General features: G+C 61.2%; 24 protein-coding genes. 19 read left to right on the top strand and 5 right to left on the bottom strand.

Going from position 1 to position 25,058, the window contains the following annotated elements:
* Window position 1: 1 nt before the first annotated feature.
* From paaH to BJ917_RS08970, 13 genes are all read left to right on the top strand, one after another.
* Window positions 2–1,519, top strand: a complete 1,518-nt coding sequence (paaH, locus tag BJ917_RS09045) for a 3-hydroxyacyl-CoA dehydrogenase PaaH (RefSeq protein WP_121103155.1) — start codon at window positions 2–4, stop codon at window positions 1,517–1,519.
* Window positions 1,512–1,961, top strand: coding sequence for a hydroxyphenylacetyl-CoA thioesterase PaaI (gene paaI / locus BJ917_RS09040; RefSeq protein WP_096509919.1), 450 nt, complete (start codon window positions 1,512–1,514; stop codon window positions 1,959–1,961). The genes paaH and paaI overlap by 8 nt, the downstream gene beginning before the upstream one ends.
* Window positions 1,954–3,165: a 3-oxoadipyl-CoA thiolase gene (gene pcaF / locus BJ917_RS09035; protein WP_096509918.1), complete on the top strand. Its 1,212-nt coding sequence runs from the start codon at window positions 1,954–1,956 to the stop codon at window positions 3,163–3,165. Before paaI ends, pcaF begins: the two co-directional genes overlap by 8 nt.
* A gap of 99 nt (window positions 3,166–3,264) precedes the next feature.
* A complete protein-coding gene (paaK, locus tag BJ917_RS09030; protein ID WP_096509917.1) occupies window positions 3,265–4,590 on the top strand; it encodes a phenylacetate--CoA ligase PaaK in 1,326 nt (441 codons plus the stop codon).
* 568 nt (window positions 4,591–5,158) lie between these two features.
* A complete protein-coding gene (gene paaA, locus BJ917_RS09020; protein WP_121103154.1) occupies window positions 5,159–6,148 on the top strand; it encodes a 1,2-phenylacetyl-CoA epoxidase subunit PaaA in 990 nt (329 codons plus the stop codon).
* 28 nt (window positions 6,149–6,176) lie between these two features.
* A complete protein-coding gene (paaB, locus tag BJ917_RS09015) occupies window positions 6,177–6,458 on the top strand; it encodes a 1,2-phenylacetyl-CoA epoxidase subunit PaaB (protein WP_007943393.1) in 282 nt (93 codons plus the stop codon).
* Window positions 6,459–6,466: 8 nt separating this feature from the next.
* Complete coding sequence (gene paaC, locus BJ917_RS09010) at window positions 6,467–7,228, top strand: 1,2-phenylacetyl-CoA epoxidase subunit PaaC (RefSeq protein WP_096509907.1); 762 nt, start codon at window positions 6,467–6,469, stop codon at window positions 7,226–7,228.
* Complete coding sequence (gene paaD, locus BJ917_RS09005) at window positions 7,215–7,748, top strand: 1,2-phenylacetyl-CoA epoxidase subunit PaaD (RefSeq protein WP_096509906.1); 534 nt, start codon at window positions 7,215–7,217, stop codon at window positions 7,746–7,748. Before paaC ends, paaD begins: the two co-directional genes overlap by 14 nt.
* Before the next feature lie 31 nt (window positions 7,749–7,779).
* A complete protein-coding gene (gene paaE / locus BJ917_RS09000) occupies window positions 7,780–8,856 on the top strand; it encodes a 1,2-phenylacetyl-CoA epoxidase subunit PaaE (protein ID WP_096509905.1) in 1,077 nt (358 codons plus the stop codon).
* Between the two features lie 160 nt (window positions 8,857–9,016).
* Window positions 9,017–11,071, top strand: a complete 2,055-nt coding sequence (gene paaZ / locus BJ917_RS08990; protein WP_121103152.1) for a phenylacetic acid degradation bifunctional protein PaaZ — start codon at window positions 9,017–9,019, stop codon at window positions 11,069–11,071.
* Window positions 11,072–11,453: 382 nt separating this feature from the next.
* Window positions 11,454–11,747 carry a type II toxin-antitoxin system RelE/ParE family toxin gene (locus BJ917_RS08980; protein ID WP_121103151.1) on the top strand — a complete coding sequence of 98 codons (294 nt, stop codon included), beginning with the start codon at window positions 11,454–11,456 and terminating at the stop codon, window positions 11,745–11,747.
* Between the two features lie 2 nt (window positions 11,748–11,749).
* Window positions 11,750–12,058 carry an addiction module antidote protein gene (locus tag BJ917_RS08975; protein ID WP_096509902.1) on the top strand — a complete coding sequence of 103 codons (309 nt, stop codon included), beginning with the start codon at window positions 11,750–11,752 and terminating at the stop codon, window positions 12,056–12,058.
* Window positions 12,059–12,566: 508 nt separating this feature from the next.
* Window positions 12,567–12,881, top strand: a complete 315-nt coding sequence (locus tag BJ917_RS08970) for a hypothetical protein (RefSeq protein WP_121103150.1) — start codon at window positions 12,567–12,569, stop codon at window positions 12,879–12,881.
* 133 nt (window positions 12,882–13,014) lie between these two features.
* Here BJ917_RS08970 and BJ917_RS08965 read toward each other — a convergent pair whose 3' ends face one another.
* The 3 genes from BJ917_RS08965 to BJ917_RS08955 are packed head-to-tail and all read right to left on the bottom strand — an operon-like array spanning window position 13,015 to window position 16,472.
* A complete protein-coding gene (locus tag BJ917_RS08965) occupies window positions 13,015–13,923 on the bottom strand; it encodes a helix-turn-helix transcriptional regulator (protein ID WP_121103149.1) in 909 nt (302 codons plus the stop codon).
* Complete coding sequence (locus BJ917_RS08960; RefSeq protein ID WP_096509899.1) at window positions 13,920–15,338, bottom strand: aminotransferase; 1,419 nt, start codon at window positions 15,336–15,338, stop codon at window positions 13,920–13,922. The genes BJ917_RS08965 and BJ917_RS08960 overlap by 4 nt, the downstream gene beginning before the upstream one ends.
* A gap of 30 nt (window positions 15,339–15,368) precedes the next feature.
* Window positions 15,369–16,472 (bottom strand): polyamine ABC transporter substrate-binding protein, encoded by a 1,104-nt coding sequence (locus BJ917_RS08955; RefSeq protein WP_096509898.1) that lies wholly within the window; start codon window positions 16,470–16,472, stop codon window positions 15,369–15,371.
* Window positions 16,473–16,680: 208 nt separating this feature from the next.
* Here BJ917_RS08955 and BJ917_RS08950 point away from each other — a divergent pair, with 208 nt between their 5' ends.
* Entirely contained in the window at window positions 16,681–17,463 is a 783-nt protein-coding gene (locus BJ917_RS08950; RefSeq protein WP_121103148.1) for an enoyl-CoA hydratase-related protein, read from the top strand.
* Window positions 17,460–18,641, top strand: coding sequence for an acetyl-CoA C-acyltransferase family protein (locus tag BJ917_RS08945; protein ID WP_096509896.1), 1,182 nt, complete (start codon window positions 17,460–17,462; stop codon window positions 18,639–18,641). The genes BJ917_RS08950 and BJ917_RS08945 overlap by 4 nt, the downstream gene beginning before the upstream one ends.
* On the opposite strand, the gene BJ917_RS08940 is transcribed toward BJ917_RS08945, so the two are convergent.
* Window positions 18,608–18,910 carry a hypothetical protein gene (locus BJ917_RS08940; RefSeq protein ID WP_121103147.1) on the bottom strand — a complete coding sequence of 101 codons (303 nt, stop codon included), beginning with the start codon at window positions 18,908–18,910 and terminating at the stop codon, window positions 18,608–18,610. The genes BJ917_RS08945 and BJ917_RS08940 overlap by 34 nt on opposite strands.
* 85 nt (window positions 18,911–18,995) lie before the next feature.
* On the opposite strand from BJ917_RS08940, the gene BJ917_RS08935 reads away from it, so the two are divergent.
* From BJ917_RS08935 to BJ917_RS08925, 3 genes are all read left to right on the top strand, one after another.
* Window positions 18,996–20,165 carry an aromatic ring-hydroxylating dioxygenase subunit alpha gene (locus tag BJ917_RS08935; RefSeq protein WP_121103146.1) on the top strand — a complete coding sequence of 390 codons (1,170 nt, stop codon included), beginning with the start codon at window positions 18,996–18,998 and terminating at the stop codon, window positions 20,163–20,165.
* Between the two features lie 148 nt (window positions 20,166–20,313).
* Complete coding sequence (locus BJ917_RS08930; protein ID WP_121103145.1) at window positions 20,314–21,975, top strand: choline dehydrogenase; 1,662 nt, start codon at window positions 20,314–20,316, stop codon at window positions 21,973–21,975.
* Between the two features lie 9 nt (window positions 21,976–21,984).
* The gene (locus tag BJ917_RS08925; RefSeq protein WP_121103144.1) at window positions 21,985–23,049 is read left to right on the top strand and encodes a GlxA family transcriptional regulator; all 1,065 of its coding nucleotides are present in this window, start codon (window positions 21,985–21,987) and stop codon (window positions 23,047–23,049) included.
* Here the strand turns inward: BJ917_RS08925 and BJ917_RS08920 are convergent, their stop codons facing one another.
* On the bottom strand, window positions 23,050–23,778 hold the full coding sequence (locus BJ917_RS08920; RefSeq protein ID WP_121103143.1) for a class II aldolase and adducin N-terminal domain-containing protein: 729 nt from the start codon (window positions 23,776–23,778) through the stop codon (window positions 23,050–23,052).
* Window positions 23,779–24,035: 257 nt separating this feature from the next.
* Here BJ917_RS08920 and BJ917_RS08915 point away from each other — a divergent pair, with 257 nt between their 5' ends.
* The gene (locus BJ917_RS08915; protein WP_096509890.1) at window positions 24,036–24,971 is read left to right on the top strand and encodes a choline ABC transporter substrate-binding protein; all 936 of its coding nucleotides are present in this window, start codon (window positions 24,036–24,038) and stop codon (window positions 24,969–24,971) included.
* Window positions 24,972–25,058: the final 87 nt, after the last annotated feature.

Below are 25,058 nucleotides of genomic sequence, written 5' to 3'. Positions count from 1 at the left end.
CATGACCGCATTGAATAAAACTGAACGCGTCGCCGTGATCGGCGCGGGTGCCATGGGTGCCGGCATTGCCCAGGTCGCGGCGCAGGCCGGCCATCCGGTATTGCTGCTGGACAATCGTCCCGGTGCTGCCGCCCAGGCCATCGAAGGCATTGACCGGCAACTGGGCAAACGGGTCGAGAACGGCAAACTGTCCGCCGAGTCGCGCAGTGCAACCATTGCCCGCCTGCAAGCCGTGGAAGCTATCGAAGCCCTGGCCGATTGCGATCTGATCATTGAAGCGATCGTCGAGAACCTCGACGTGAAGCGCGCGCTGTTCCGTCAGCTGGAAGGCATCTGCGGCGCGCAATGCATTCTGGCCAGCAACACCTCGTCGCTGTCGATCACCAGCATCGCCGCGCAGCTGGAGCATCCGGAACGCCTGCTCGGCTTGCACTTCTTCAACCCGGCGCCGGTCATGGCGCTGGTGGAAATCGTCTCGGGCCTGGACAGCGATCCGGCTCTGGCCGAATGCCTGTACGACACCGCCAAGGCCTGGGGCAAGAAGCCGGTACACACCCGCTCCACACCGGGTTTCATCGTCAACCGCGTGGCCCGGCCGTTCTACGCCGAGAGCCTGCGTCTGTTGCAGGAAGGCGCCGCCGATTGCCCGACCCTGGATGCACTGATGCGCGAGGCCGGCGGCTTTGCCATGGGCGCCTTCGAGCTGACCGACCTGATCGGCCATGACGTTAACTACGCCGTGACGTGCTCGGTGTTCGACGCCTACTACCAGGACACCCGTTTCCAGCCTTCGCTGATTCAGAAAGAGCTGGTGGACGGTGGGCGTTTGGGTCGTAAAAGCGGTCAGGGTTTCTACTCTTACACCCAGGGTGCCGAACGCCCGCAAGCCGCTGAAATCACCAGCAGCGCAAGCGTTGAAGCCTGCCTCGTCGAAGGCGATTTGGGTATCGCCCAAGGCTTGCTGCCACGCCTGCGCGAACAAGGTGTCAACGTCATCCAGCGCGACGGCCGTGGTTTGTTGCGAGTCGGTGACGCGGTGCTGGCCTTGAGCGACGGTCGCATGGCCTGTCAGCGCGCCAAAGAAGACGGCCTGCGCAACCTGATCCTGCTGGATCTGGTGGGCGATTACGCCACTGCCAAACGCATCGCCATCAGTTATGCGGCGGGCATCGATCCGCTGGCCCTCGAGCAAGGCGTCGCCCTGCTGCAACAGGCCGGCCTCAAGGTCAGCCTGCTCAGCGACAGCCCGGCCCTGGCCGTGTTGCGCACTGTGGCAATGCTCGCCAACGAAGCCGCCGACGCCCTGCTGCAAGGCGTGGCCTCGGCCGCCGACATCGATCTGGCGATGCGCGCCGGGGTCAACTACCCCCAAGGCCCGCTGGCCTGGGCCGACGCAGTGGGCCTGCCACACATCCTCAGCACACTGGACAACCTGCAAGCCGCCTACGGCGAAGAACGCTACCGGCCGTCGCTGCTGTTGCGCCGCCGCGTGGCCGAAGGGAGAAACTTCCATGACTAACCATGAAGCGATGACCCTGGCCAGCGACTGTGCGCAGTCGCTGTTCCAGCGTGACGCCGCCAGCCAGGCCATGGGCATGCGCCTACTGTCCGCCGGCCCCGGCACGGCTCGCGTGGGCATGACCGTTCGCGCCGACATGGTCCAGGGCCACGGCACCTGCCACGGCGGCTACCTGTTCGCCCTCGCCGACTCGGCGTTTGCCTTTGCCTGCAACAGCTACAACGAAGCCACCGTGGCCATCGGTTGCAGCATCGACTACATCGCCCCCGCCCGCCTGGGCGACACGCTCAGTGCCGATTGCATCGAGCAAAGCCGCTCGGGCCGCACCGGCAACTACGACGTACGCATTGAAAACCAACAGGGCCAGTTGATCGCCCTGTTCCACGGCAAATCCTACAAAGTGCGCGGCCCGGTGCTGGCGCAGGAGACCCCGAATGAATGACGCCCTGATTATCGACGCGGTACGCACGCCCATCGGCCGCTATGCCGGTGTCCTGAGCAGCGTGCGCGCCGACGACCTTGGTGCGGTGCCGCTGCGCGAACTGCTGCGCCGTCACCCGAATGTGGACTGGAGCAGCGTTGACGATGTGATCTACGGCTGCGCCAACCAGGCCGGCGAAGACAACCGCAACGTCGCACGCATGTCGGCACTGTTGGCCGGTTTGCCGGTCAGCGTACCGGGCACCACCCTCAACCGCCTGTGCGGTTCCGGGCTGGATGCGGTTGGCACCGCCGCCCGTGCAATTCGCAGTGGCGAGGCCGGGCTGATGCTGGTGGGTGGCGTGGAATCGATGTCCCGCGCACCACTGGTGATGGGCAAGGCCGAGCAGGCGTTCTCCCGTCAGGCCGAGATTTTCGACACCACCATCGGCTGGCGCTTCGTCAATCCGCTGATGAAAAAGGCCTTCGGCATCGACTCCATGCCGGAAACCGCAGAGAACGTCGCCGCACAGTTCAACATCTCCCGCGCTGATCAGGACGCCTTCGCCCTGCGCAGCCAGCAACGCGCTGCCGCTGCACAAGCCAACGGACGTCTGGCCAAAGAGATCGTCGCGGTGGAAATTCCCCAGCGCAAAGGCCCGGCCAAAGTGGTCGAGCACGATGAACACCCGCGCGGCGATACCACGCTGGAGCAACTGGCCAAACTCGGGACGCCGTTCCGCGAAGGCGGCAGCGTCACCGCCGGCAATGCCTCCGGCGTGAACGACGGTGCCTGCGCCTTGCTGCTGGCCAGCCCCGAAGTCGCCAAGCGCCATGGCCTGACCGCCCGTGGCCGAGTGGTGGCGATGGCCACTGCCGGCGTCGAGCCACGAATCATGGGCATCGGCCCGGTGCCGGCGACCCGCAAGGTGCTGGAGCTGGCCAACCTGAGCCTGGCGGACATGGACATCATCGAACTCAACGAAGCCTTTGCCGCCCAAGGCCTGGCGGTGTTGCGCGAACTGGGTTTGAGCGACACCGATCCACGGGTCAACCCCAACGGCGGCGCCATTGCCCTGGGCCATCCGCTGGGCATGAGCGGCGCGCGTCTGGTGACCACCGCCCTGCACGAGCTGGAAGAACGTCAAGGCCGCTATGCCCTGTGCACCATGTGCATCGGCGTGGGCCAAGGGATCGCGCTGATCATCGAGCGTCTATCCCACTAAAGAATCGCGATTCCCAAGGAGCCCAGAGGTATCCTTGGGGCATGCACTCAAAGCCCCCGCGTGCAGGGGCTTGAACACAAAAACAATTCGAGTGAAAACATGAACATGCCAATTTCCCAATCCACGCTTGATCCCGTGCTGGACCCGCTGGAAACCGCCAGCGTCGACGAACTCCGTTCGCACCAGCTGGAACGCCTGCGCTGGAGCCTGAAACACGCTTACGAGAACGTGCCGCTGTACCGTCAGCGCTTCGATGCCCTGGGCGTGCACCCGGATGACATCAAGTCCCTCGACGACCTGGCGAAGTTCCCGTTCACCACCAAGTCCGACCTGCGTGACAACTACCCCTACGGCATGTTCGCCGTGCCAATGCACGACATCGTGCGCCTGCACGCCTCCAGCGGCACCACCGGCAAACCGACCGTCGTCGGCTACACCCAGAACGACATCGACACCTGGGCCAACGTCGTGGCCCGTTCGATCCGCGCGGCTGGCGGTCGTCGTGGCGATAAAGTGCACATTTCCTATGGCTACGGCCTGTTCACCGGCGGCCTGGGTGCGCACTACGGTGCCGAGCGCCTGGGTTGCACCGTGATTCCGATGTCCGGCGGCCAGACTGAAAAGCAAGTGCAGCTGATCAAGGATTTCCAGCCGGACATCATCATGGTCACGCCGTCCTACATGCTCAACATCGCCGATGAAATCGAGCGCCAGGGCATCGACCCGCACAAACTGGCCCTGCGCCTGGGCATCTTCGGTGCCGAGCCGTGGACCGCCGAACTGCGCAGCGCCATCGAGGCGCGCATGGGCATCACCGCCCTGGACATCTACGGCCTCTCGGAAATCATGGGCCCGGGCGTCGCCATGGAATGCGCCGAAACCAAGGACGGCCCGACCATCTGGGAAGACCACTTCTACCCGGAAATCATCGACCCGATCACCGGCGAAGTACTGCCGGACGGCCAGATGGGCGAACTGGTGTTCACCTCCCTGAGCAAAGAAGCCCTGCCGATGATCCGATACCGCACCCGCGACCTGACGCGCCTGCTGCCGGGCACTGCGCGGCCAATGCGACGCATCGACAAGATCACCGGACGCAGCGACGACATGCTGATCATCCGCGGCGTGAACGTGTTCCCGACGCAGATCGAAGAGCAGGTGCTGAAAATCAAGCAACTTGCCGAGAGCTACGAGATCCATCTGCATCGCAACGGCAACCTGGACAGCGTCGACGTGCACGTGGAGCTCAAGGCCGAACACCAGCACCTGACCGACGACCAGCAAAAAGCCGTGTGCGGCGAGCTGAGCAAGCACATCAAGACCTACATCGGGATCAGTACGCGGATCGTGTTGCAGCCTTTCCACTCGATCAAGCGATCCGAGGGCAAGGCCTGCCACGTAGTGGACAAACGCCCTAAAGCATGACTGCTGCACCCCTTTGAGCCCCGCTGATGCGGGGTTTTTTTTGAGTATTGGACGCGTTTCCTGTGGGAGCTGGCTTGCCTGCGATAGCGGTCATACAGCCGACAAATCACTCACAGATATGCCCCCGACTTAATTGTGGGAGCGAGCCTGCTCGCGAATGGGCCATGCCAGCCGACATTTGCGCTGAATGACACACCGCCTTCGCGAGCAGGCTCGCTCCCACAATTGGATTGGGTACATCCTCGAAAATCAGGTGGCTGTCAGGTCGCCAGGATCAAAAGATCGCAGCCTTCGGCAGCTCCTACAGGGGACCGTGCCAGCAATGAGGTCGAGTGTCAGCTCGCCTCGGCTGCTTTTGATCTTGATCCACCCGCCCCTTCGGGAGGAAAAGCTGCCGTTACCGAAGAAATGGATATGCACGCCGACCGACCCTCCAAAAAAACTGCCCCTTTCAACCAAAGCGATACAAAAAACAAATACGACACGTCATTTTGTGTTTGATATTAATTTCTGTATCGCTTATAAAGTTCTCCATGCCTCAGAACAGATTCAAGGCGGGAGACCCAAAATGTACGCACAGCTAGTAGAAACAGGCGTAAAGCGCATAAAAGACCTGTCGGAGATGTCCGAACAGGAGCGCGCTTTCCAGGAAAAAATCGATTCAGAAATCAAGATCGAAGCCAAGAACTGGATGCCAGATGCTTACCGCCAGACCCTGATCCGGCAGATTTCCCAGCACGCTCACTCCGAAATCGTCGGCATGCTGCCCGAAGGCAACTGGGTCACCCGCGCGCCATCGCTCAAACGCAAACTGCAACTGATGGCCAAGATCCAGGACGAGGCCGGTCACGGCCTGTACCTGTACAGCGCGATGGAAACCCTGGGCGCCGATCGCGATACAGAAATCGACAAGCTGCACAGTGGCAAAGCCAAGTATTCGAGCATCTTCAACTACCCGACGCTGAACTGGGCTGACATGGGCGCGGTGGGCTGGCTGGTGGATGGCGCGGCGATCGTCAACCAGGTGGTATTGCAGCGCACCTCTTACGGTCCGTACTCGCGGGCGATGATTCGCATCTGCAAGGAAGAAAGCTTCCACCAGCGCCAGGGCTACGAAATCCTCCTGACCATGATGCGCCACGGTAATCAGGCGCAAAAAGACATGGTCCAGGACGCGATCAACCGCCTGTGGTGGCCGTCGCTGATGATGTTCGGTCCGAGTGACGAACACTCACCGAACAGCGCGCAATCCATGGCCTGGAAGATCAAGCGCCAGAGCAACGACGAACTGCGTCAGCGCTTCATCGACCAGACCATTCCGCAGCTGGAACTGCTGGGCTGCACCTGCCCCGATCCGGACCTGAAGTGGAATGCCGAGACCGGCCATTACGACTTCGGCCAGATCCAGTGGGACGAATTCTACGAAGTGCTCAAGGGCAACGGCCCGTGCAACCAGGAACGTGTCGCCACTCGCCGCAAAGCGATTGAAGACGGTGCCTGGGTTCGCGAAGCCGCCGTCGCCCACGCCCGCAAAAAACAAAACAAGAACGCCGCCTGATCCGGCCACCTGATGTGGAGTAACTGAAATGTCCGAGTGGACCCTCTTCGAAGTTTTCGTGCGCAGCAAGCACGGCCTGAACCACAAGCACGTCGGCAGCGTACATGCCGCCGATACCACCATGGCTATCGAAAACGCCCGCGAGCTGTACACCCGTCGCAGCGAAGGCGTGAGCCTGTGGGTGGTGCCGTCGGCACTGATCACCGCCTCGTCGCCGGATGAAAAAGACCCGCTGTTCGACCCGTCGGACGACAAGGTTTACCGCCACGCCAGCTTCTACGAGCTGCCGGCCGAAGTCGGGCACATGTGAGGCCGACCATGAATAACAAGACTGATCTGATCGAATACCTGCTGCGTCTGGGCGACAGCGCCCTGATCCAGGGCCAGCGCCTGTGCCAGTGGTGCGGCAAGGCGCCGGCTCTGGAAGAAGAGCTGGCACTGATGAACGTCGGCCTCGACCTGGTGGGTCAGGCGCGCAACTGGCTGGAATACGCCGCCGAACTGCTGGACGATGGCCGTGACGCCGATCACCTGGCGTTCCGTCGCGACGAGCGTGCCTACCGCAACCTGCTGCTGGTGGAGCAACCCAACGGCGACTTCGCGGTGACCATGCTCAAGCAGTTCCTGTACGACGCCTGGCACCTGGAAGTCCTCAAGGGCCTGAGCCAGTCCAGCGACGAGCGTATTGCCGGCATCGCCGCCAAGGCCGTGAAGGAAGTCACCTATCACCTGCGCCGTTCCGGCGAGTGGATCGAGCGCATGGGTGACGGCACCGAGGAAAGCCACAAGCGCATGCTCGCGGCCATCCCGGAAGTCTGGCGTTTCACCGTCGAACTGATCGCCGCCGATGACAGCGAACAGCGCCTGTGCGAGGCCGGCATCACCCCGGACATCGCCACGGTTGCCGCAGCTTGGCAAGCCAAGGTCGAACAGATCTTCGCCAGCGCCACCCTGCCCGTACCGGCCGCGCCAAGCTATTTCTACCTGAATGCGCGCAAGGGCCTGCACACCGAACACCTGGGCATTCTGCTGGCCGAAATGCAGTTCCTGCCACGAGCGTACCCCGATGCAACCTGGTGATCTGATCGCCAGCGACCAGGGCGCCCGGCCGGCACAACCGACCGACCTGGCTGCCGCGTGGGCGATCCTGTCCGAAGTCATGGACCCGGAAGTGCCGGTGGTCAGCGTGGTAGACCTGGGCATCGTCCGCGACCTGGACTGGCAAGCCGGCCACTTGCATGTGGTGGTCACCCCGACCTACTCCGGTTGCCCGGCTACCGAAGTGATCGAGGGCGACATCCGTGCCGCCCTGGAACAGGCCGGCTTCAACGCCCCGCGCCTGGAGCGCAAGTTGACCCCGGCCTGGACCACCGACTGGATCACCGACAGCGGTCGTGAGCGCCTGCGCGCTTACGGCATCGCACCGCCGGAGGGCAGTACCAGCAAGCGCAGCCTGCTCGGTGAAAGCCCGGTGATCGCCTGCCCGCAATGCGGCAGCGTCCACACCGAGGTGCTCAGCGAGTTCGGTTCCACCGCGTGCAAGGCGCTGTATCGCTGCGTCGATTGCCGGGAACCGTTCGACTATTTCAAGTGCATCTGAGCGGCGTCGTCCGTCCAGCTGGAGAACAACAATGAGCAAGTTTCATAGCCTGACCATCAAGGACGTGCGCACCGAGACCCGTGACGCGGTGTCCATCGCCTTCGAGATTCCACAGGAACTGCAAGACAGCTTCCACTTCACCCAGGGCCAGCACCTGGTGATGCGCACCCAGCTGGATGGCGAAGAAGTGCGCCGCTCGTACTCGATCTGCACCGGGGTCAACGACGGAGAACTGCGTGTTGCGGTCAAGCGCGTGGCCGGCGGTCGTTTTTCCGCCTACGCCAACGAACAACTGAAAGCCGGGCACACCCTGGAAGTCATGCCGCCGGCCGGGCATTTCAGCGTCGAACTCGACCCGGCTCGTCATGGTCAATACCTGGCCGTGGCCGCGGGCAGCGGCATCACGCCGATTCTGTCGATCATCAAGACCACCCTGGAAACCGAGCCCCACAGCCGCGTGACCCTGCTGTACGGCAACCGCTCCAGCTCCGGCGCGCTGTTTCGCGAACAACTGGAAGATTTGAAAAACCGCTACCTGCAACGCCTGAACCTGATCTTCGTGTTCAGCCGTGAGCAACAGGACGTCGACCTGTACAACGGTCGGATCAACGCCGAGAAATGCGAGCAACTGTTCAGCCGCTGGCTCGACGTCAAGGCCCTCGACGCCGCCTTCATCTGTGGCCCGCAGGAAATGACCGAGACCGTGCGCGACAGCCTCAAGGCCAAGGGCATGGCACCGGAACGCATTCACTTCGAACTGTTCGCCGCCGCCGGCAGCCAGCAGAAACGCGAAGCCCGCGAGGCCGCCCGCCAAGTCGATTCGGCGGTCAGCCAGATTACCGTCATCAGTGACGGCCGCGCCCTGGCCTTCGATCTGCCACGCAACAGCCAGAGCATCCTCGACGCCGGTAACGCCCAGGGCGCCGAACTGCCCTACTCGTGCAAGGCCGGCGTGTGCTCGACCTGCAAGTGCAAGGTCATCGAAGGCGAAGTGGAAATGGACAGCAACCACGCGCTGGAAGACTACGAAGTGGCCGCCGGCTATGTGCTGTCGTGCCAGGCCTTCCCGATCAGCGACAAAGTCGTGCTGGATTTCGACCAGCTCTGATACCTATCCACAAGAACAACACAAAACCCTGTGGGAGCGAGCCTGCTCGCGATAGCGGTGGGCCAGTCAATGATGATGTCGACTGACGCGCCCTCTTCGCGAGCAGGCTCGCTCCCACAGTGGTCATGCGGTGTTTTCAAAACTTTTGAGAATCAATGCCATGTCCCACGCCCCTACCCTGCAAAGCTTCATCGCCGGTCGCTGGATCGGCCAGCAAGGCGCGCAAACCCTGCGCAGCGCCATCGACGGCCATGAAATCTTCCGTACCCATGAAGAGCGCCCGGACTTCGCCGAAGCCATCGAGCACGGTCGCCGCCAAGGCGTCAGCGGCCTGATGGCGCTCGACTTCCAGCAACGCGCCCAGCGCCTGAAGGCACTGGCCCTGTACCTGGCCGAGCGCAAGGAACAGCTCTACGCGATTTCCCACCACAGCGGCGCGACCCGTGCCGACAGCTGGATCGACATCGAAGGCGGCAACAGCACGTTGTTCACCTACGCCAGCCTCGGCTCGCGTGAACTGCCGTCGGGCAATGTCGTCCACGAAGGCCCGGCACTTCAGTTAAGCAAGATGGGCACTTTCGCCGGCACCCACATCCTGGTGCCTCGCGGCGGTGTGGCGGTGCACATCAACGCCTTCAACTTCCCGATCTGGGGCATGCTGGAAAAGTTCGCCCCGAGCTTCCTCGCCGGCATGCCGTGCATCGTCAAGCCAGCCAGCGCCACCAGCTACCTGACCGAAGCCGTGGTGCGCCTGATGGACGAATCCGGCTTGCTGCCGGCGGGCAGCCTGCAACTGATCATCGGAGGCACCGGCGACCTGCTTGACCGCCTGCAAGGCCAGGACGTGGTGACCTTCACCGGTTCAGCCGACACCGCCGCCAAGCTGCGGGTCAACCCGAACCTGATCCGCAATTCGGTGCCGTTCACTGCCGAAGCCGACTCGCTGAACTGCGCGATCCTCGCCCCGGACGTGACCCCGGACGACGAAGAGTTCGAGCTGTTCATCAAGGAAGTGGCCAAGGAAATGACCACCAAGGCCGGGCAGAAATGCACCGCCATCCGCCGCGCTATCGTCCCGGCCAAGCATATCGATGCGGTCGCCACGCGCCTGCGTGATCGCCTGGCCAAAGTCGTGGTCGGTGATCCGTCGGTGGAAGGCGTGCGCATGGGCGCACTGGCCTCCCACGATCAGCAGAAAGACGTGGCCGAGCGCCTGGAAATGCTGTTGCAGAGCAGCGACCTGCTGTTCGGCGCCCGCGACGGCTTCGAGCCACGCGGCGTGAACGTCGACAAGGGCGCGTTCTTCGCCCCGACTCTGTTGCAGGCTCGCGATCCGCACGCCGAAGGCGGCGCTCACGACATCGAAGCGTTTGGTCCGGTCAGCACTTTGATGGCTTATGACGACATCGACGAGGCACTGGCCCTGGCCGCTCGCGGCAAAGGCAGCCTGGTCGCCAGTCTGGTGACCAAGGATCCACAGATCGCAGCCAAGGCCGTTCCGGTCGCAGCCGCCCTCCACGGTCGCCTGTTGGTACTGGACCGTAACTGCGCCGGCGAATCCACCGGCCACGGCTCGCCGCTGCCGCAACTCAAGCACGGCGGCCCGGGCCGTGCCGGCGGCGGTGAAGAACTCGGCGGCCTGCGTGCGGTGAAACACTACCTGCAACGTGCCGCGGTACAAGGTTCGCCAACCATGTTGGCAGCCGTTACCGGCGAGTACGTGCGTGGCGCCAAGGTCATCGAAACCGACGTGCATCCGTTCCGTCGCTACTTCCAGGACCTGCAGATCGGCGAGTCGCTGCTGACCCACCGTCGCACCGTCACCGAAGCCGACCTGGTGAACTTTGGCTGCCTGTCGGGCGACCACTTCTACATGCACTTCGACGACATCGCGGCCAAGGAATCGCAATTCGGCAAACGCATCGCCCACGGTTACTTCGTGCTGTCGGCAGCGGCCGGCCTGTTCGTCTCCCCCGGCGTCGGCCCGGTCCTGGCCAACTACGGCCTCGACACCCTGCGCTTCATCAACCCGGTGGGCATCGGCGACACCATCCAGGCGCGCCTGACCTGTAAACGCAAGATCGACCAGGGCAAGAAGAGCCCGCAAGGCATCCCGCAAGGGGTGGTGGCGTGGGATGTGGAAGTGACCAACCAGTTGGGTGATCTGGTGGCCAGTTATGACATTTTGACGCTGGTGGTGAAACGCGAAGACTGATCAGGCCTCTTGGTTGACCACAAATCTTGTGGTCAACCAGCAACCACCTGTAGGAGCAAAGCTTGCTCGCGATAACGGAGTACCAGGCGGCATCATCGTCGCCTGACACTCTGCTATCGCGAGCAAGCTTTGCTCCTACAGTTTTTTGGGTGGTCACAGTTTTTGTATTCCACCGCCTATCTACTGTGGGAGCGAGCCTGCTCGCGAAAGCGGAGTGTCAGTCGACATCATCATTGACTGACAACCCGAATTCGCAAGCAGGCTCGCTCCCACAGAAGATCCTCGCCGTACCGCACAGCCCCACATATTTCGCGGAATAAACCATCGCTAATCCAAGAAATGTCTGACTGCTCGTTCGTATCCATTTGGATACAGTCGCGCAATGAATTATCTTGTCCAGCAAACAGCGACTTTCTCCGCATGGCACACCTCAATCCGTGATTTGCGGGCAAGGGTAGCCATAGCCCGTCGCATTGAACGTGCTAGCGCGGGAAATTTGGCCGATATCAAGCCAGTAGGTGATGGCGTTTCCGAAATGCGCGTGGATGTAGGTGCCGGATACCGGATTTACTTCACGATGCGCAAGACAGTCGTCATCGTCTTGCTTGCCGGGGGCGACAAGTCATCTCAAAACGCTGATATCAAACGTGCAAAAAAATTGGCAAAGGAGGTCTAGCCATGAGCCAGACTTTGACGACTTTCGATATGGCGGCTCTGCTCGACAGCGATGAGGCCATCAGCGAATACCTGTCTCAGGTACTGGCTGATGGTGACAATGAAGAATTTCTTCGCGCCGTCGGTTACGTAGTAAAGGCTCGCGGCATGACACAGGTAGCCAAAGATTCCGGAATGGGTCGCGAAAGCTTGTACAAGGCCTTCGCTCCAGGCGCAAAACCACGTTTCAATACGGTTTTGAAAGTGATTCACGCGTTGGGCATCGATCTGTATGCGCAGCCGGGTCATGTCATCAATCACTCGAACTCTTGAGTGAATCCACACCGCCTTCGCGAGCAGGCTCGCTCCTACAGGGGTTGAGGTGATCCAGGAGTTAATTGACGTAGGACATTTCTGTTTTTCCTAGGCTTTGATCATGCCGTTGTGCCTCATCCACAACCCACCACCCCGGTTTTGCGGATGTAAGCTCCACAGGTCCTAGGACATTTCTGGGCAAGGTCTTCGGAGATTTCCTTCGAACTGTGGCGATTTGCGTGAACTGGTTTGGAAGGCGCTCAATCGATAGTCTTTGGTGGTCACTGAAATTCAGTGGTGGGGTGTAGGAACCTCCAGATTCCCTAGTACCACGTTGGCGCCAATTACCTGGTTTGCGGCCGTTCAAATGCGTCCGTACTATCAGCTGCGGCGGCTATGTACGGGCACGCTTCGGCGTGGTCGAGGTGCTAGGGACTCGATATTCCTACCCCGTACATGGCTGCCACCCTGGCCCGTAGGAAGGCTTTTGGTAGCTCCGCTTTTCCCTTCTCTAGAGTCCAAAAGCATGAAAACCATTCATCCTGATCCACCCTACGAAAAACCAGCCCCACATCCCGACAACCGCTTCATGGCACTCACCAGCAATTGCCGTGAAATGCCCACCCTCTTCGTCGACACCCAAGCCCCCCTCGACATTCTGATGGACGCCGCCAACTACCGAATCCGCGCCGTCACCCAAGTGCTGGAAAACTTGTCCATGCGCGGATCGATCGAATGCGAATCCTTCATCCTCAGCGACTTTTCATTGCTTTGCGCCATCCCGTTGCGCGATGGCTGTGATGTGCTGGATGTGGTCGGGCGGCGGTTGCGGGCGCGCTGACCCACCCTGTAGGAGATCCCTTGTGGGAGCGAGCCTGCTCGCGAAGGCGTCGTGTCGGGCGATGATTTATCGACAGATACACCGCTTTCGCGAGCAGGCTCGCTCCTACAGGGTTATCGGTTGTGTCATGCGATCAATGCCCGCGCAACCACTCGATAAACAGCGCAAACAACTCCGACTGAGAACCCACTTCCAGCTTCAGGTACAGATTCTTGCGGTGCATGCGCACGGTTTCCGGGGAGATGTTCATCTGGCTGGCGGTGGATTTCACCGAGTGCCCCCGCAGCACCATGTGCGCCACCTCCCGCTCCCGTTCGGTGAGCAAATCGCTGCCGAAATGCTCGAACGCCGATTGCACCCGGTGCTTGAGATCATCACGCAGGCCTTGTTCGTGATTGCACTGGATCTCGCTATTGCGCAGCAACCCTCGTCGGCTGAATTCGCTGACGAATTCGCGCACCAGCGGTTCGACGGCGCGCAGCAGGTTCAACTGGTCGACCCGCAGGCATTCACCGCCGTGGCCCTGGAAGAGGCTGACGGAAATCTTCGTGTCATTACCGGTATCGACGATGTAGTAGCTGTCCTCCGAACACCCCACATTCAGGTAATAGGTCTTGTAGTAATCACTGTCGAAGAAGTTGTCCGGAGCGATTTCCTCCAGGTGATAGAAGCCTTGCGCCAACCCCTGCTCCACCGCCAGACAGAACGGGTCGAGCAGGTAGCCGCCGGCAAAATAGCGTTCGAGAATCGAGACCTGATATTGCTCGGCAATCCCGCGCTGATACAGCAACTGGGGCACGCGGTCCTTGCGCTCCAGGCTGATCATCATCGACTCGATGGACACCAGCTCCCCCAACGCCGCTGCCAGGTATTGCAGGGCGTCGGGGTCGTCGACATGGGCGAATGCCTCGCGCATTCCCCCATGCCATTTATGCAGTGCCCCGAAGGGCATTGCGATCAGCGTTTCGTCATTTGGTCGGCTCATGACCCGCAGTCTAGCGGGTGAACAGGGCCTTGGTAACAGCCTGAGCGATGAAGTCATTGGCCGGCGTACTGGCCGCTCGCTTGAAGCTCGGCCGCCACTTCCAGGATGCACTCGCGCAGGATGTCGACGATCTCGTCGACCTGTGCATACGTCAGGATCAGCGGTGGCGACATCACGTTGAGGTGCATGATCGGCCGCACCAGCAAACCCTTGGCCTGAGCCCGTGAATGGATTTTCTCGCCGATGTTGATTTCGTCGGCAAACAAGGCCTTGGTACGTTTGTCGGCAACGAACTCCACGCAGGCCATCAGTTTCAGGCAGCGCACATCCCCCACCAGCGGCAAATCCCGCAGTGTGGCCAGTTGCTGTTCCAGGTAGCCGCCGACGTCGTCGACATGGGCCAGCAGGTTTTCCCGCTCGATGATTTCAATGTTCTTCAGCGCCGCGGTGCAGCACACCGGATGGCCGCTGTAGGTGAAGCCGTGGGTGAAGCAGCGGCCAGTGCCCGGTTCGGCAATGACCTTCCAGATGCGATCGGAAAAAATGCACGCGCCCAGTGGCAGATAAGCCGACGTCAGGCCCTTGGCGGTGGTGATGATGTCGGGTTGCACATCGAACACGTCTTTTGAAGCGAAGAACTTGCCCAAGCGCCCGAAGGACGTGACCACCTCGTCGGCGACGAACAGGATGTCGTAGCGCTGGCAGACTTCCCACATGCGCTTGAGGTAACCCTTGGGCGGAATGATCACCCCGCCCGAACCCATCACCGGCTCGGCGAAGAACCCGGCAACCTTGTCTGCGCCAATGGAGAGGATCTTGTCTTCGAATTCCTTGACCAGGAATTCGAGGAACTGCGCCTCGTCCATCCCCTCTGGTGCACGATAAGGGTTTGGGTTGGACACGTGGTGGATCAGCGGGTTGGCGTAATCGAACTCCGGCACCCGGTCGGCGGCCTTGTTACCGATCGACATGGTCAACGTGGTCGAGCCGTGATAGGCGTTGAAACGGGCGATGACGTGCTTCTTTTCCGTCTTGCCACGGCAGTTCTGGTAGTACTGGATCAGGCGATAAGCCGTATCCACCGCCGTGGAACCACCGGTGGTCAGGAACACATGGTCGAGGTCGCCGGGAGCGAGACTGGCGAGTTTTTCGCACAGTTGGATCGCCACGTTGTTCGACATGTCGCAAAACGGATTCGAATAAGCCAGCTGCCGTACCTGATCGGCAATGGCCTCGGCCATTTCCTCGCGGCCCAAGCCGATGTTGGTGCACCACATGCCGCCCACGGCATCGAGGAAGCGGTTGCCCTGAGTGTCGTAGATGTAGGTGCCTTCGCCGGCGACGATATTCAGGGAGCCCTGTTCGGCGTGCTCGTCGAACATGTGGTAGCCGTGCATGTGGTGGGCCTTGTCAGCCTTGACCAGTGCAGCCTCTTCGGCCTGCGAAAATACTTTCTTGATTGGAGTAGCCATACACAAACCTCAAACTGAACAAGTGGACGATCAGATCCCGCTCTTCACCGTGCTCCAGACCCGCGTGATGGCGCGCATCTCTTTGGCGTCCTGGGTTTTCTGCGGGAACAGTCGTTGACGAATCTCTTCATCGGGATAAATCGCCGGGTTATTGCGCACGCTGGCATTGAGCAACGGCGTGGCGGCCGCGTTGCTGTTGGCGTAGTTGATGTAATCGCTCACATCGGCCATCACCTGCGGTTGCATCAGGTAATCGAGGAACTTGTGGGCGTTGGCCACGTGCGGCGCGTCGGCCGGGATGTACATGTTGTCGAACCAGATCAGCGAGCCTTCCTTAGGAATGAAGTAGGCCAGGTTGATCTGCTTCTTGGCCTCTTCGGCACGGGCCATGGCGGTGGCGTAGTCGCCGGACCAGGTCATGGCCATGCACACATCGCCATTGGGCAGGCTGGTCAGGTAATTGACCGAATCGAATTTGCGGATGTACGGCCGTACCGACAACAGCAATTCCTGGGCGGCCTTGAGGTCTTCCGGCGCGGCACTTCGCGGGTCGCGGCCGAGGTACTTGAGGGCCATGGGAATGACTTCGGTGGGCGCATCGAGCAGGGTCACGCCGCAGTCGGCAAATTTGGAGACGATCTTCGGATCGAAAATCATCGCCAGCGAGCCGATCGGTGCGTCCGGCATGCGCTCCTTGATCTTGTCGACGTTGTAGGTGACGCCGTTGCTGCCCCAGGTGTAGGGCGCGGAATAGTGAGTGCCCGGGTCAAACCCCTGCATGTCCTGCAAGACTTTCGGGTCAAGATTGTTCCAGCGCGGCAGCAGCTTTTTGTCCAGCGGCTGGAACACCTTGGCCTGGATCAGCGGCGGCGCGAGGGAGGCGTTCAACACGATCAGGTCATAACCGGAGTGACCGGTCAGCAACTTGGCCTGCACCGTTTCATAGGCATCGAAGGTGTCGTAGATGACTTTGATGCCGGTTTCTTTCTCGAAATTCGCCAGCGTCTTCTCGCCGATGTAATCCGCCCAGTTGTAGAGCCGCAGCGTTTTGCTGTCGTCCACGTCAGCGGCATGGGCATTGATGACCAACGAAACAACAAACAGACTGGAAATCACCTTCAGTGTCTTGCGCATTGCACATTCACCTTATCGAGCGAGTTCGGCTCTGGATGAGCGGATGAACCTACTATTGGGCGATTCGCAGGGTGAATCCATACCCCGAATGGGTGTGTCAGCCGATGACATGGCAAAAAGCATCAGGGTGGTTGACCCGTTTTGTCATAGCTCCGGGGTTTGCCTGCCGCTTAAAGTGGCCGCCAAACCGACTCCGCAGGCGCCAGCCATGACCGACCTGATCAAACAAGAACAACGCGATGGCGTGCTGACGCTGACTATCGATCGTCCCGACAAGCTCAACGCGCTGACCAACGCCATGTACACGCGGTTGGCCGACCGGATTTTCGCGGCCGACGAGGACGAGTCGATCCGCGTGGTGATCCTGACCGGTGGCCCGAACTGCTTCACCAGCGGCAACGACCTGGTGGACTTTCTGCAAGAGCCACCGACTCACCTCGACAGCCCGGCGTTCCGTCTGATGCGCGCCGTGACGCATCTGCAAAAGCCCTTGATTGCCGCGGTATGCGGCGCTGCCATCGGCATCGGCACCACCGTGCTGTTGCATTGCGATCAAGTATTGGTGACCCGCAACGCCAAGTTGCGCATGCCGTTCGTCAACATCGGCCTGTGCCCGGAATTCGGCGCCAGCCTGCTGTTGCCGCGCCTGCTCGGTCAGGCCCGTGCCGCGCGTCTGCTGTTGTTGGGCGAAGGCCTCAATGGCGACGAAGCAGTGGCATGGGGCCTGGCCAACGAAGCCTTCGACGACGGTGCGCAGTGCCTTGAGGCGGCCAACAAGATTGCCCAGCGTTTTCTGGCAATGCCTCAGCAATCCTTGCGCCAATCCCGACAAATGATGAAGCAGGCCGGCATGGCCGAACTGCAAGCCACCCTGCGCGAAGAGAACACATTGTTCATTCAGCGCCTGAACACCGACGAGGCGAAAAGCGCCTTGAACGCCCTGCTCAATCGCAGTACAGATAAGAATCCACCGAAAGGAAACCAGCCATGAACACCCCGGAAATCTACGTAGTCAGCGCCGCCCGTACCGCCATCGGTTCCTTTGGCGGCTCGCTCAAGGACGTGCCCCTGGCCGACCTGGCGACCACAGCGGTCAAGGCCGCCCTGGAACGCGCCGCCGTGGACCCGGCCCTTGTCGGCCACCTGGTGATGGGCAACGTGATCCCCACCGAATGCCGCGACGCCTACATCTCCCGCGTTGCCGCGATGAACGCCGGCATCCCGAAGGAAACCCCGGCCTACAACGTCAACCGTCTGTGCGGTTCCGGCCTGCAAGCCATCGTCAGCGCCGCACAGACCCTGCTGCTGGGTGACGCCGACATCGCCATCGGCGCCGGTGCCGAATCCATGAGCCGCGGCCCGTACCTGTTGCCTTCGGCCCGTTGGGGCTCGCGCATGGGCAATGTCCAGGCCGTCGACTATATGCTCGGCATCCTGCATGACCCGTTCCAGAACTTTCACATGGGCATCACCGCCGAGAACGTCGCCGCGCGCAACGGCATTACCCGCGAAATGCAGGACGCCCTGGCGTTCGAAGACCAGAAACGCGCGGCCCATGCCATCGCCAACGGCTACTTCGCCGACCAGATCGCCACCGTTGAAATCCAGGGTCGCAAAGGCACCCAGCTATTCAACGTCGACGAGCACCCTCGTGCCACCACCCTGGAACAACTGGCTTCGATGAAGCCCGCGTTCAAGAAAGACGGCTCGGTCACCGCCGGCAACGCCTCGGGCCTGAACGACGGTGCTGCTGCCTTGGTCATGGCCACCGGTGCTGCGGTACAGGTCAACAACCTGCGCCCACTCGCCCGCCTGGTCAGCTACGCCCACGCCGGCCTCGAGCCGGAACTGATGGGCCTGGGCCCGGTCCCGGCCACCCGTATCGCCCTCAAGCGTGCCGGCCTGACCGTGGCCGACATGGACGTGATCGAAGCCAACATCGCCTTCGCCGCACAAGCTTGTGCCGTCAGCCAGGAACTCGACCTCGACCCGGCCAAGGTCAACCCGAACGGATCGGGCATCGCCCTGGGTCACCCGGTGGGCGCCACCGGCGCGATCATCGCCACCAAGGCCATCCACGAACTGCATCGTACCGGTGGCCGTTACGCGCTGGTGACCATGTGCATTGGTGGTGGTCAGGGGATTGCGGCGATTTTTGAGCGGGCTTGATAGACGGATAAACCTGTAGGAGCGAGCCTGCTCGCGAAAAACGTCCAGACAACGCGTTCAGTCAGACAGCACGCGTTATCGTTGACGTCCATCGCGAGCAAGCTTTGCTCCCACAGTTGATCGTGGCCGAACACAATACCCGGCAACACCACGAATCCCTTGTGGGAGCAAAGCTTGCTCGCGATAGCGGTGTTAGAGACAACATAGAATTTCCCGCAAACAACAACCTGCGCCTTGATATTTCCCACTCGCAACTGGTCGCTTTCCATCAATCCCCCCTCCTCCTCGCCCCCTAGATTAGGACCCACAACAAAGCCGTACCGTGCGGCGCCAGTCACCGAGGAGATCGCCCCGATGCTCAATGTCCAGACTCTCAAATCCCCAGGTTCGATCGACGGCTGGGATCATCAGGACCCGGAAGAAGCCTTCACCCTGCCCTCGCGTTACTTCTACGACGAGACCTTGTTCAAGGCCGAGCGCGACAACATTTTCATGCATGCCTGGCATGTGGCCGGGCATGTCAGTGAGTTCGCCGAGCCGGGGCAGTATGTGGTGACGGATATTTTCGACCAGAGCGTGGTGGTGGCGAAGAATCGGCAGGGGCAGATCCATGCCTTCCACAACGTCTGCCAGCATCGCGGTAATCGCTTGCTCGAAGAGCGTCGCGGCACTACCGGGGGCGTGGTGCGTTGTGCCTATCACTCGTGGTGCTACGAAATGGACGGCAGCCTGCGCAGCGCGCCCCGGTGCGAGAAGATGAAGAACTTCGAGTTGCAGCAGTTCAACATTCCGCAGATCCGCACCGAGGAAATGGGCGGTTTCATCTACTTCAATCTTGATCCGAAGGCGCCTTCTCTGCGGGATTTGTTTCCCGGGGCCGATGAAGAAATGCGCCGGGTGTTTCCGGACCTGGCCAACATGCGCCTGATCGAGGAACAGGACGTGATCGTGCCGGCCAACTGGAAGGTGATCATGGACAACTCCATCGAGGGTTATCACTTCAAGTTGTCGGGGCCTTGCCATATCGATCTGGCCCGTCTCATCGACTTCAAGGGTTATCAGTTGACCAAACGCGACAACTGGTGGACCTACATCGCCCCGGCCAATCTCACGGTGACCGAAGCCTACGGCGTGCCGCTGCGCAAGGATCTGAACCCGGACGAGCGCTTCTTCAACATTGGCCTGTGGCCGAACAACACCTTCTACACCTTCCCGTTCTCGGAGTTCCTGGGCTCGTTCATCATGATTCCGCTGGACGCCGAACGCTCGCTGTTGCGCTTCGGGTATTACTCCAACAATGCCGAGACCGCCAAGGTCAGCGAGCAGTGCATGAAGTGGATGAACGAGGACCTGGGGCCGGAGGACATTGCGCTGAATATCTCGGTGCAGAAGGGTTTGCATTCGCTGGGGTATGACCAGGGCCGCTACATGATCGATGCCCAGCGCAGCAATGAGAGCGAGCATTTGGTGCATCACTTTCATCGATTGGTGTTCAACGGGATTCACGGTAAGTCCGCGATCTGAACCAGCCCACATCCTGTAGGAGCAAAGCTTGCTCGCGATGGCGGTGTGTCAGCCGACGCTGATTTTGCCTGACCCACCGCTATCGCTAGCAAGCTTTGCTCCCACAGAGTGTGTGAAATGTTCTTTCAATTATGGAGCACCCCGAACCATGGCCAACCATGCGTTTGATTACCTGATTGTGGGCGCAGGGTCCGCGGGCTGTGTGTTGGCCAATCGCCTGGGCGAAGATCCGGCGGTGAGGATTCTGCTGCTGGAGGCAGGACCTGCGGACAAGAGCTGGACCATCGACATGCCGTCCGCCGTGGGGCTGGTAGTGGGAGGCACGCGCTACAACTGGAGCTACCACTCCGAGCCGGAACCCTATCTGGACGGTCGCCGCATCGGCACGCCTCGGGGGCGAACCCTGGGCGGTTCGTCGTCGATCAATGGCATGGTCTACATCCGTGGCCATGCCCGGGATTACGACAATTGGGCCGAACAAGGCTGCGCGGGCTGGAGTTATCGGGAGGTGCTGCCGTACTTCCGGCGCGCACAAACCCATGCCGGCGGCGTGGACGATTACCGCGGGGCGACCGGGCATTTGCACGTCACCCCCGGCGACACGCAAACGCCATTGTGCGCGGCGTTTCTGGCGGCTGGCGCCGAGGCCGGGTATGGCTTGAGCGACGACCTCAACGGCTACCGTCAGGAAGCCTTCGGTCCGGTGGACCGCACCACTCGCAACGGCCGGCGCTGGAGCACCTCGCGCGGTTATCTGAGCGAAGCGCTGGGCCGGGGTAACGTACGGGTGGCCACCGATGCCCTGGCGTTGCGCATCCTGTTCGACGGCCTGCGTGCCATCGGCATCGAGTACGAACAGAACGGCGAAACCCATACGGCCCATGCCCGCCGCGAAGTGTTGCTGACGGCGGGTGCGATCAATTCGCCGCAATTGTTGTTGCTCTCCGGCATCGGTCCTGCGTCTGAACTGCGCGACCTGGGCATTACGGTCAAGCACGACCTACCCGGCGTCGGCCGACGCCTGAACGACCACCCGGACACTGTCGTGCAGTACCTGTGCAAGAAACCCGTGTCGCTCTATCCCTGGACCACCGCACCAGGCAAATGGTGGATCGGCGCACGCTGGTTCGCCACCCACGATGGGCTGGCGGCAAGCAACCATTTCGAAGCCGGGGCGTTCATCCGCTCCCGGGCCGGGGTCGAACACCCCGACCTGCAATTGACCTTCATGCCGCTGGCGGTGAAACCCGGCAGTGTCGACCTGGTGCCGGACCACGCCTTCCAGATCCATATCGACCTGATGCGCCCCACCAGTCTCGGCAGCGTCACGCTCAACAGCGCCGACCCCAGGCAGCCGCCGCGCATCCTGTTCAATTACCTGAAAACCGAGCAGGATCGAGCCGACATGCGCGCCGGTGCCAGGCTGGTGCGCGAGATCATCGGGCAACCGGCCATGGCTGCGTTCAAGGGAGAAGAACTGGTGCCCGGCCCGCAAGCGCAAAGTGACGAAGCGCTGGATGCCTGGGCCAGGCAGGTGACAGAAACCGGCTACCATGCCAGCGGCACCTGCAAGATGGGTCCGGTGGGTGATGCCGAAGCAGTGGTCGACCCGCAATTGCGCGTGCATGGCCTCGACGGTTTGCGGGTGGTGGACGCCTCGATCATGCCGGTAATTGTCAGCGGCAACACCAACGCGCCGACGGTGATGATCGCGGAGAAGGCCAGTGACATGATTCGCGGCAGGCAACCTCTGCCGCCCTCCGAAGCGCCGGTATGGATTCACCCGCAATGGCAGACGCAGCAACGATAGAGATCACTCATGAGCAATCAGTCGTCGAGTAACGCAGAAACCCGCTTCACCTGGCGGCGCGGCGAGGTCACGCCGTTGCGCGTGGCGGTGTTGCTGTTGCCGTCGTTTTCCAACTTCGGCCTGGCGGCCGTGCTGGAACCGCTGGCCATTGCCAACTGGCTGAGCCAGCGCACGTTGTTCCAGTGGTCATTGTTGTCGCTGGACGGCGAACCGGTGCAGGCCAGCAACGGCCTGACCACCGTCGCCAACGATGGCTTGAAGGCCGACCAGGGGTTTGATGTGTGCCTGGTGATCGCCAGTTTCGATGTGCATAAACACAGCCGCAACCTCACGCTCAAGAGCTGGTTGCGCAAACAGGCGCTGTTCGGCGCGGTGTTGATGGGCGTGGAAACCGGCACCGAACTGCTGGCGGCGGCCGGGGTACTCGATGGTTATGAAGCGGCGGTGCATTGGGACAACTTGCAGGGTTTTCAGGAAAGTTATCCACGGGTCCACGCCAAGCCGCAGCTGTACACCCTGGAACGCCAGCGCATGACCTGCGCCGGCGCCACATCGACACTGGACATGCTGCTCAGTTGGATCGGCCAGAGCATCGACAGCGAACTGGCGCGGGAAATCGGCATGCACCTGTTGATGGGCCAGGTGCGCGCGCCGGCGGACAACCAGCTCGACGGCAGCCTGACCAACACGGGGTTGTACGGCAGCAAGATTCGCCGCGCCGTGCAGTTGATGGAAAAGGCGCTGGAGGAACCGCTGGATTGCGAAGCGATTGCCGGCCAGGTCGGGTTGTCGCGGCGGCAATTGGAGCGGCAGTTCAAGCATCAGACCGGGCTGTCACCGCTCAAGTACTACATCACCTTGCGCCTGGCCAAGGCCCACAGTTTGCTGCAACAAACGCGCCTGAGTGTGGCTCAGGTGGCAGCCTGTTCGGGCTTCGGCTCGCTGGAACATTTCTCCCGCACCTATCGCGCCCGCTTCGGCTGCCCGCCCAGCGAAGACCGCAGTCAGGTCTGGACCGCTCCGGTGATGCGCCAGCCGCTGCGCAAGGCGCAGCGGCCGGTTGAGGCGGATTGATTACTGGCGATAATCCGGTTCTTCCTCGTCCAGAATCCCCAGCAGCGCATTGAAATGCTTGTCGGCAAAGCCCGGATAGTCGAGCCATTGCCGGCAGGTCTTGCGGGCGACTTCATCGCTGGCGATGCGCAACTCCCGTCCCGTTGAAAGCGCGGTGATATAGGTTTCGCAGGCCCGTTCGAAGTAATACAGATCATCGAAAGCCTGGGCGATGCTCGGCGCGGCCACCAGCACCCCGTGATTGCCCATCAACAGAATCGGCTTGCCCCCCAGCAGGCGGCTGACCCGCTCGGCCTCATCCCCCAGGCCCATGCCGTCGAAGCCGTCGTCGATCACCACCCGCTCGAAGAAGCGCATGCAGTTTTGCTCGATGGGCGGCAGGCGCGAATCCTTGAGGCAGGCTAACGCCGTCGCGTATTTGGAATGGGTGTGCAGGATGCAGCGGGCGTGTGGGTGGTTGCGATGCAGGGCGCTGTGCAAGGCCCAGGCGGTGATGTCCGGCGCGTCGGGGCGGTCAAGGCTGGCCGGATCATCGGCGTTGACCAGCAGCAAGTCACTGGCCTTGATTCGCGAGAAATGCTTGCCATAAGGGTTGATCAAGAACTCCCGACCGTCCCCCGACACCGCCACGCTGAAGTGATTGGCGATGGACTCGTGCAGGTTCAGCCGCGCCGCCCAGCGAAACGCGCAAGCCAGGCGGATTCTCAGTTGCTCGACAGGTTGATTCATCCCGTGCTCCACAGACGTTGATCGGTTGCCTGGCAGTGTAGAGGGACGCCTTGCGCGCACTTGATGGGAAACGACATGGGCTGCCGTTATTTCGCTGCGCCACAACTGCTGGAAAACGGCGCGTTTATGCCGCGTTTGATCAAGAGCAGCCTCGATTACACCCTCACAGTAATCCACCTGTGGCGAGTGAATTCACGAAGGATATTTTCTGCATCACCCATAACAACAAAAAGGTTCACCCCTTGAGGAGTCGATCCATGAAAGCCTTGCTCTTGCTTGCATCCCTCACGTTGCCGTTGCATGCCCTGGCCGTCGAGCCGGAATCCTGCGCCACGGTGCGCTTCTCGGACGTCGGCTGGACCGACATCACCGTCACCACCGCCGTCGCCAGCGAAGTGCTGGAATCCCTTGGCTACACGACCAAAACCACGCTGCTGTCGATCCCGGTGACCTACCGCGCCCTGTCCTCGGGCAAGGAGCTGGACGTGTTCCTCGGCAATTGGATGCCGACCACCGAAAACGACATCAAGCCCTACCGCGACGCCGGCACCGTGGAAACCGTACGCGCCAACCTGCATGGCGCCAAATACACCCTGGCGGTGCCCGACTACGTGTACGACGCCGGGCTGCATGACTTCGCCGACATCGCCAAATTCAAGGACAAACTCAACGGCCAGCTCTATGGCATCGAACCAGGCAACGATGGCAACCGGCTGATTCAGACCATGATCGACAAGAACGCGTTCGGCCTGAAGGACTTCAAGATTGTCGAGTCCAGCGAAGCGGCGATGCTCTCGCAACTCAAACGCGCCACGCGCAAGAACGAATGGATGGTGTTCCTGGGCTGGGAACCGCACCCGATGAACACCCGCAACAACATGAAGTACCTCAGTGGCGGCGACGAATACTTCGGCCCGAACTTCGGCCAGGCCACGGTCTACACCAACGTGCGCAAGGACTACCTCAAGGAATGCAGCAACGTCGGCAAGCTATTGCAGAACATGGAGTTCAGCCTGGCCATGGAGAACCAGTTGATGGATGCGGTGTTGAACCAGAACCAGAAACCCCGGGCGGCGGCCAAGGCGTGGTTGAAGGCCAATCCGGCGGTGCTGGAGGCCTGGCTTTCCGGGGTTAACAGTCGGGAGGGCAAGGATGGGTTGGCGATGGCCAGTGCGCGGTTGGCCAGCCAATAACTGACAACACATTTCAAATGTGGGAGCGAGCCTGCTCGCGAAAGCGGTATGTCAGACAACAGAGATGTTGAGTGTCAGGCCGCCTTC

Origin of the sequence: Pseudomonas sp. WPR_5_2, from assembly GCF_003634475.1 — a bacterium.
In the GTDB taxonomy this organism is placed as follows: Bacteria; Pseudomonadota; Gammaproteobacteria; order Pseudomonadales; family Pseudomonadaceae; genus Aquipseudomonas; species Aquipseudomonas izuensis.
Note: the sequence above shows the minus strand (reverse complement) of the source record. Positions and strands in the feature narration are given on the sequence as shown.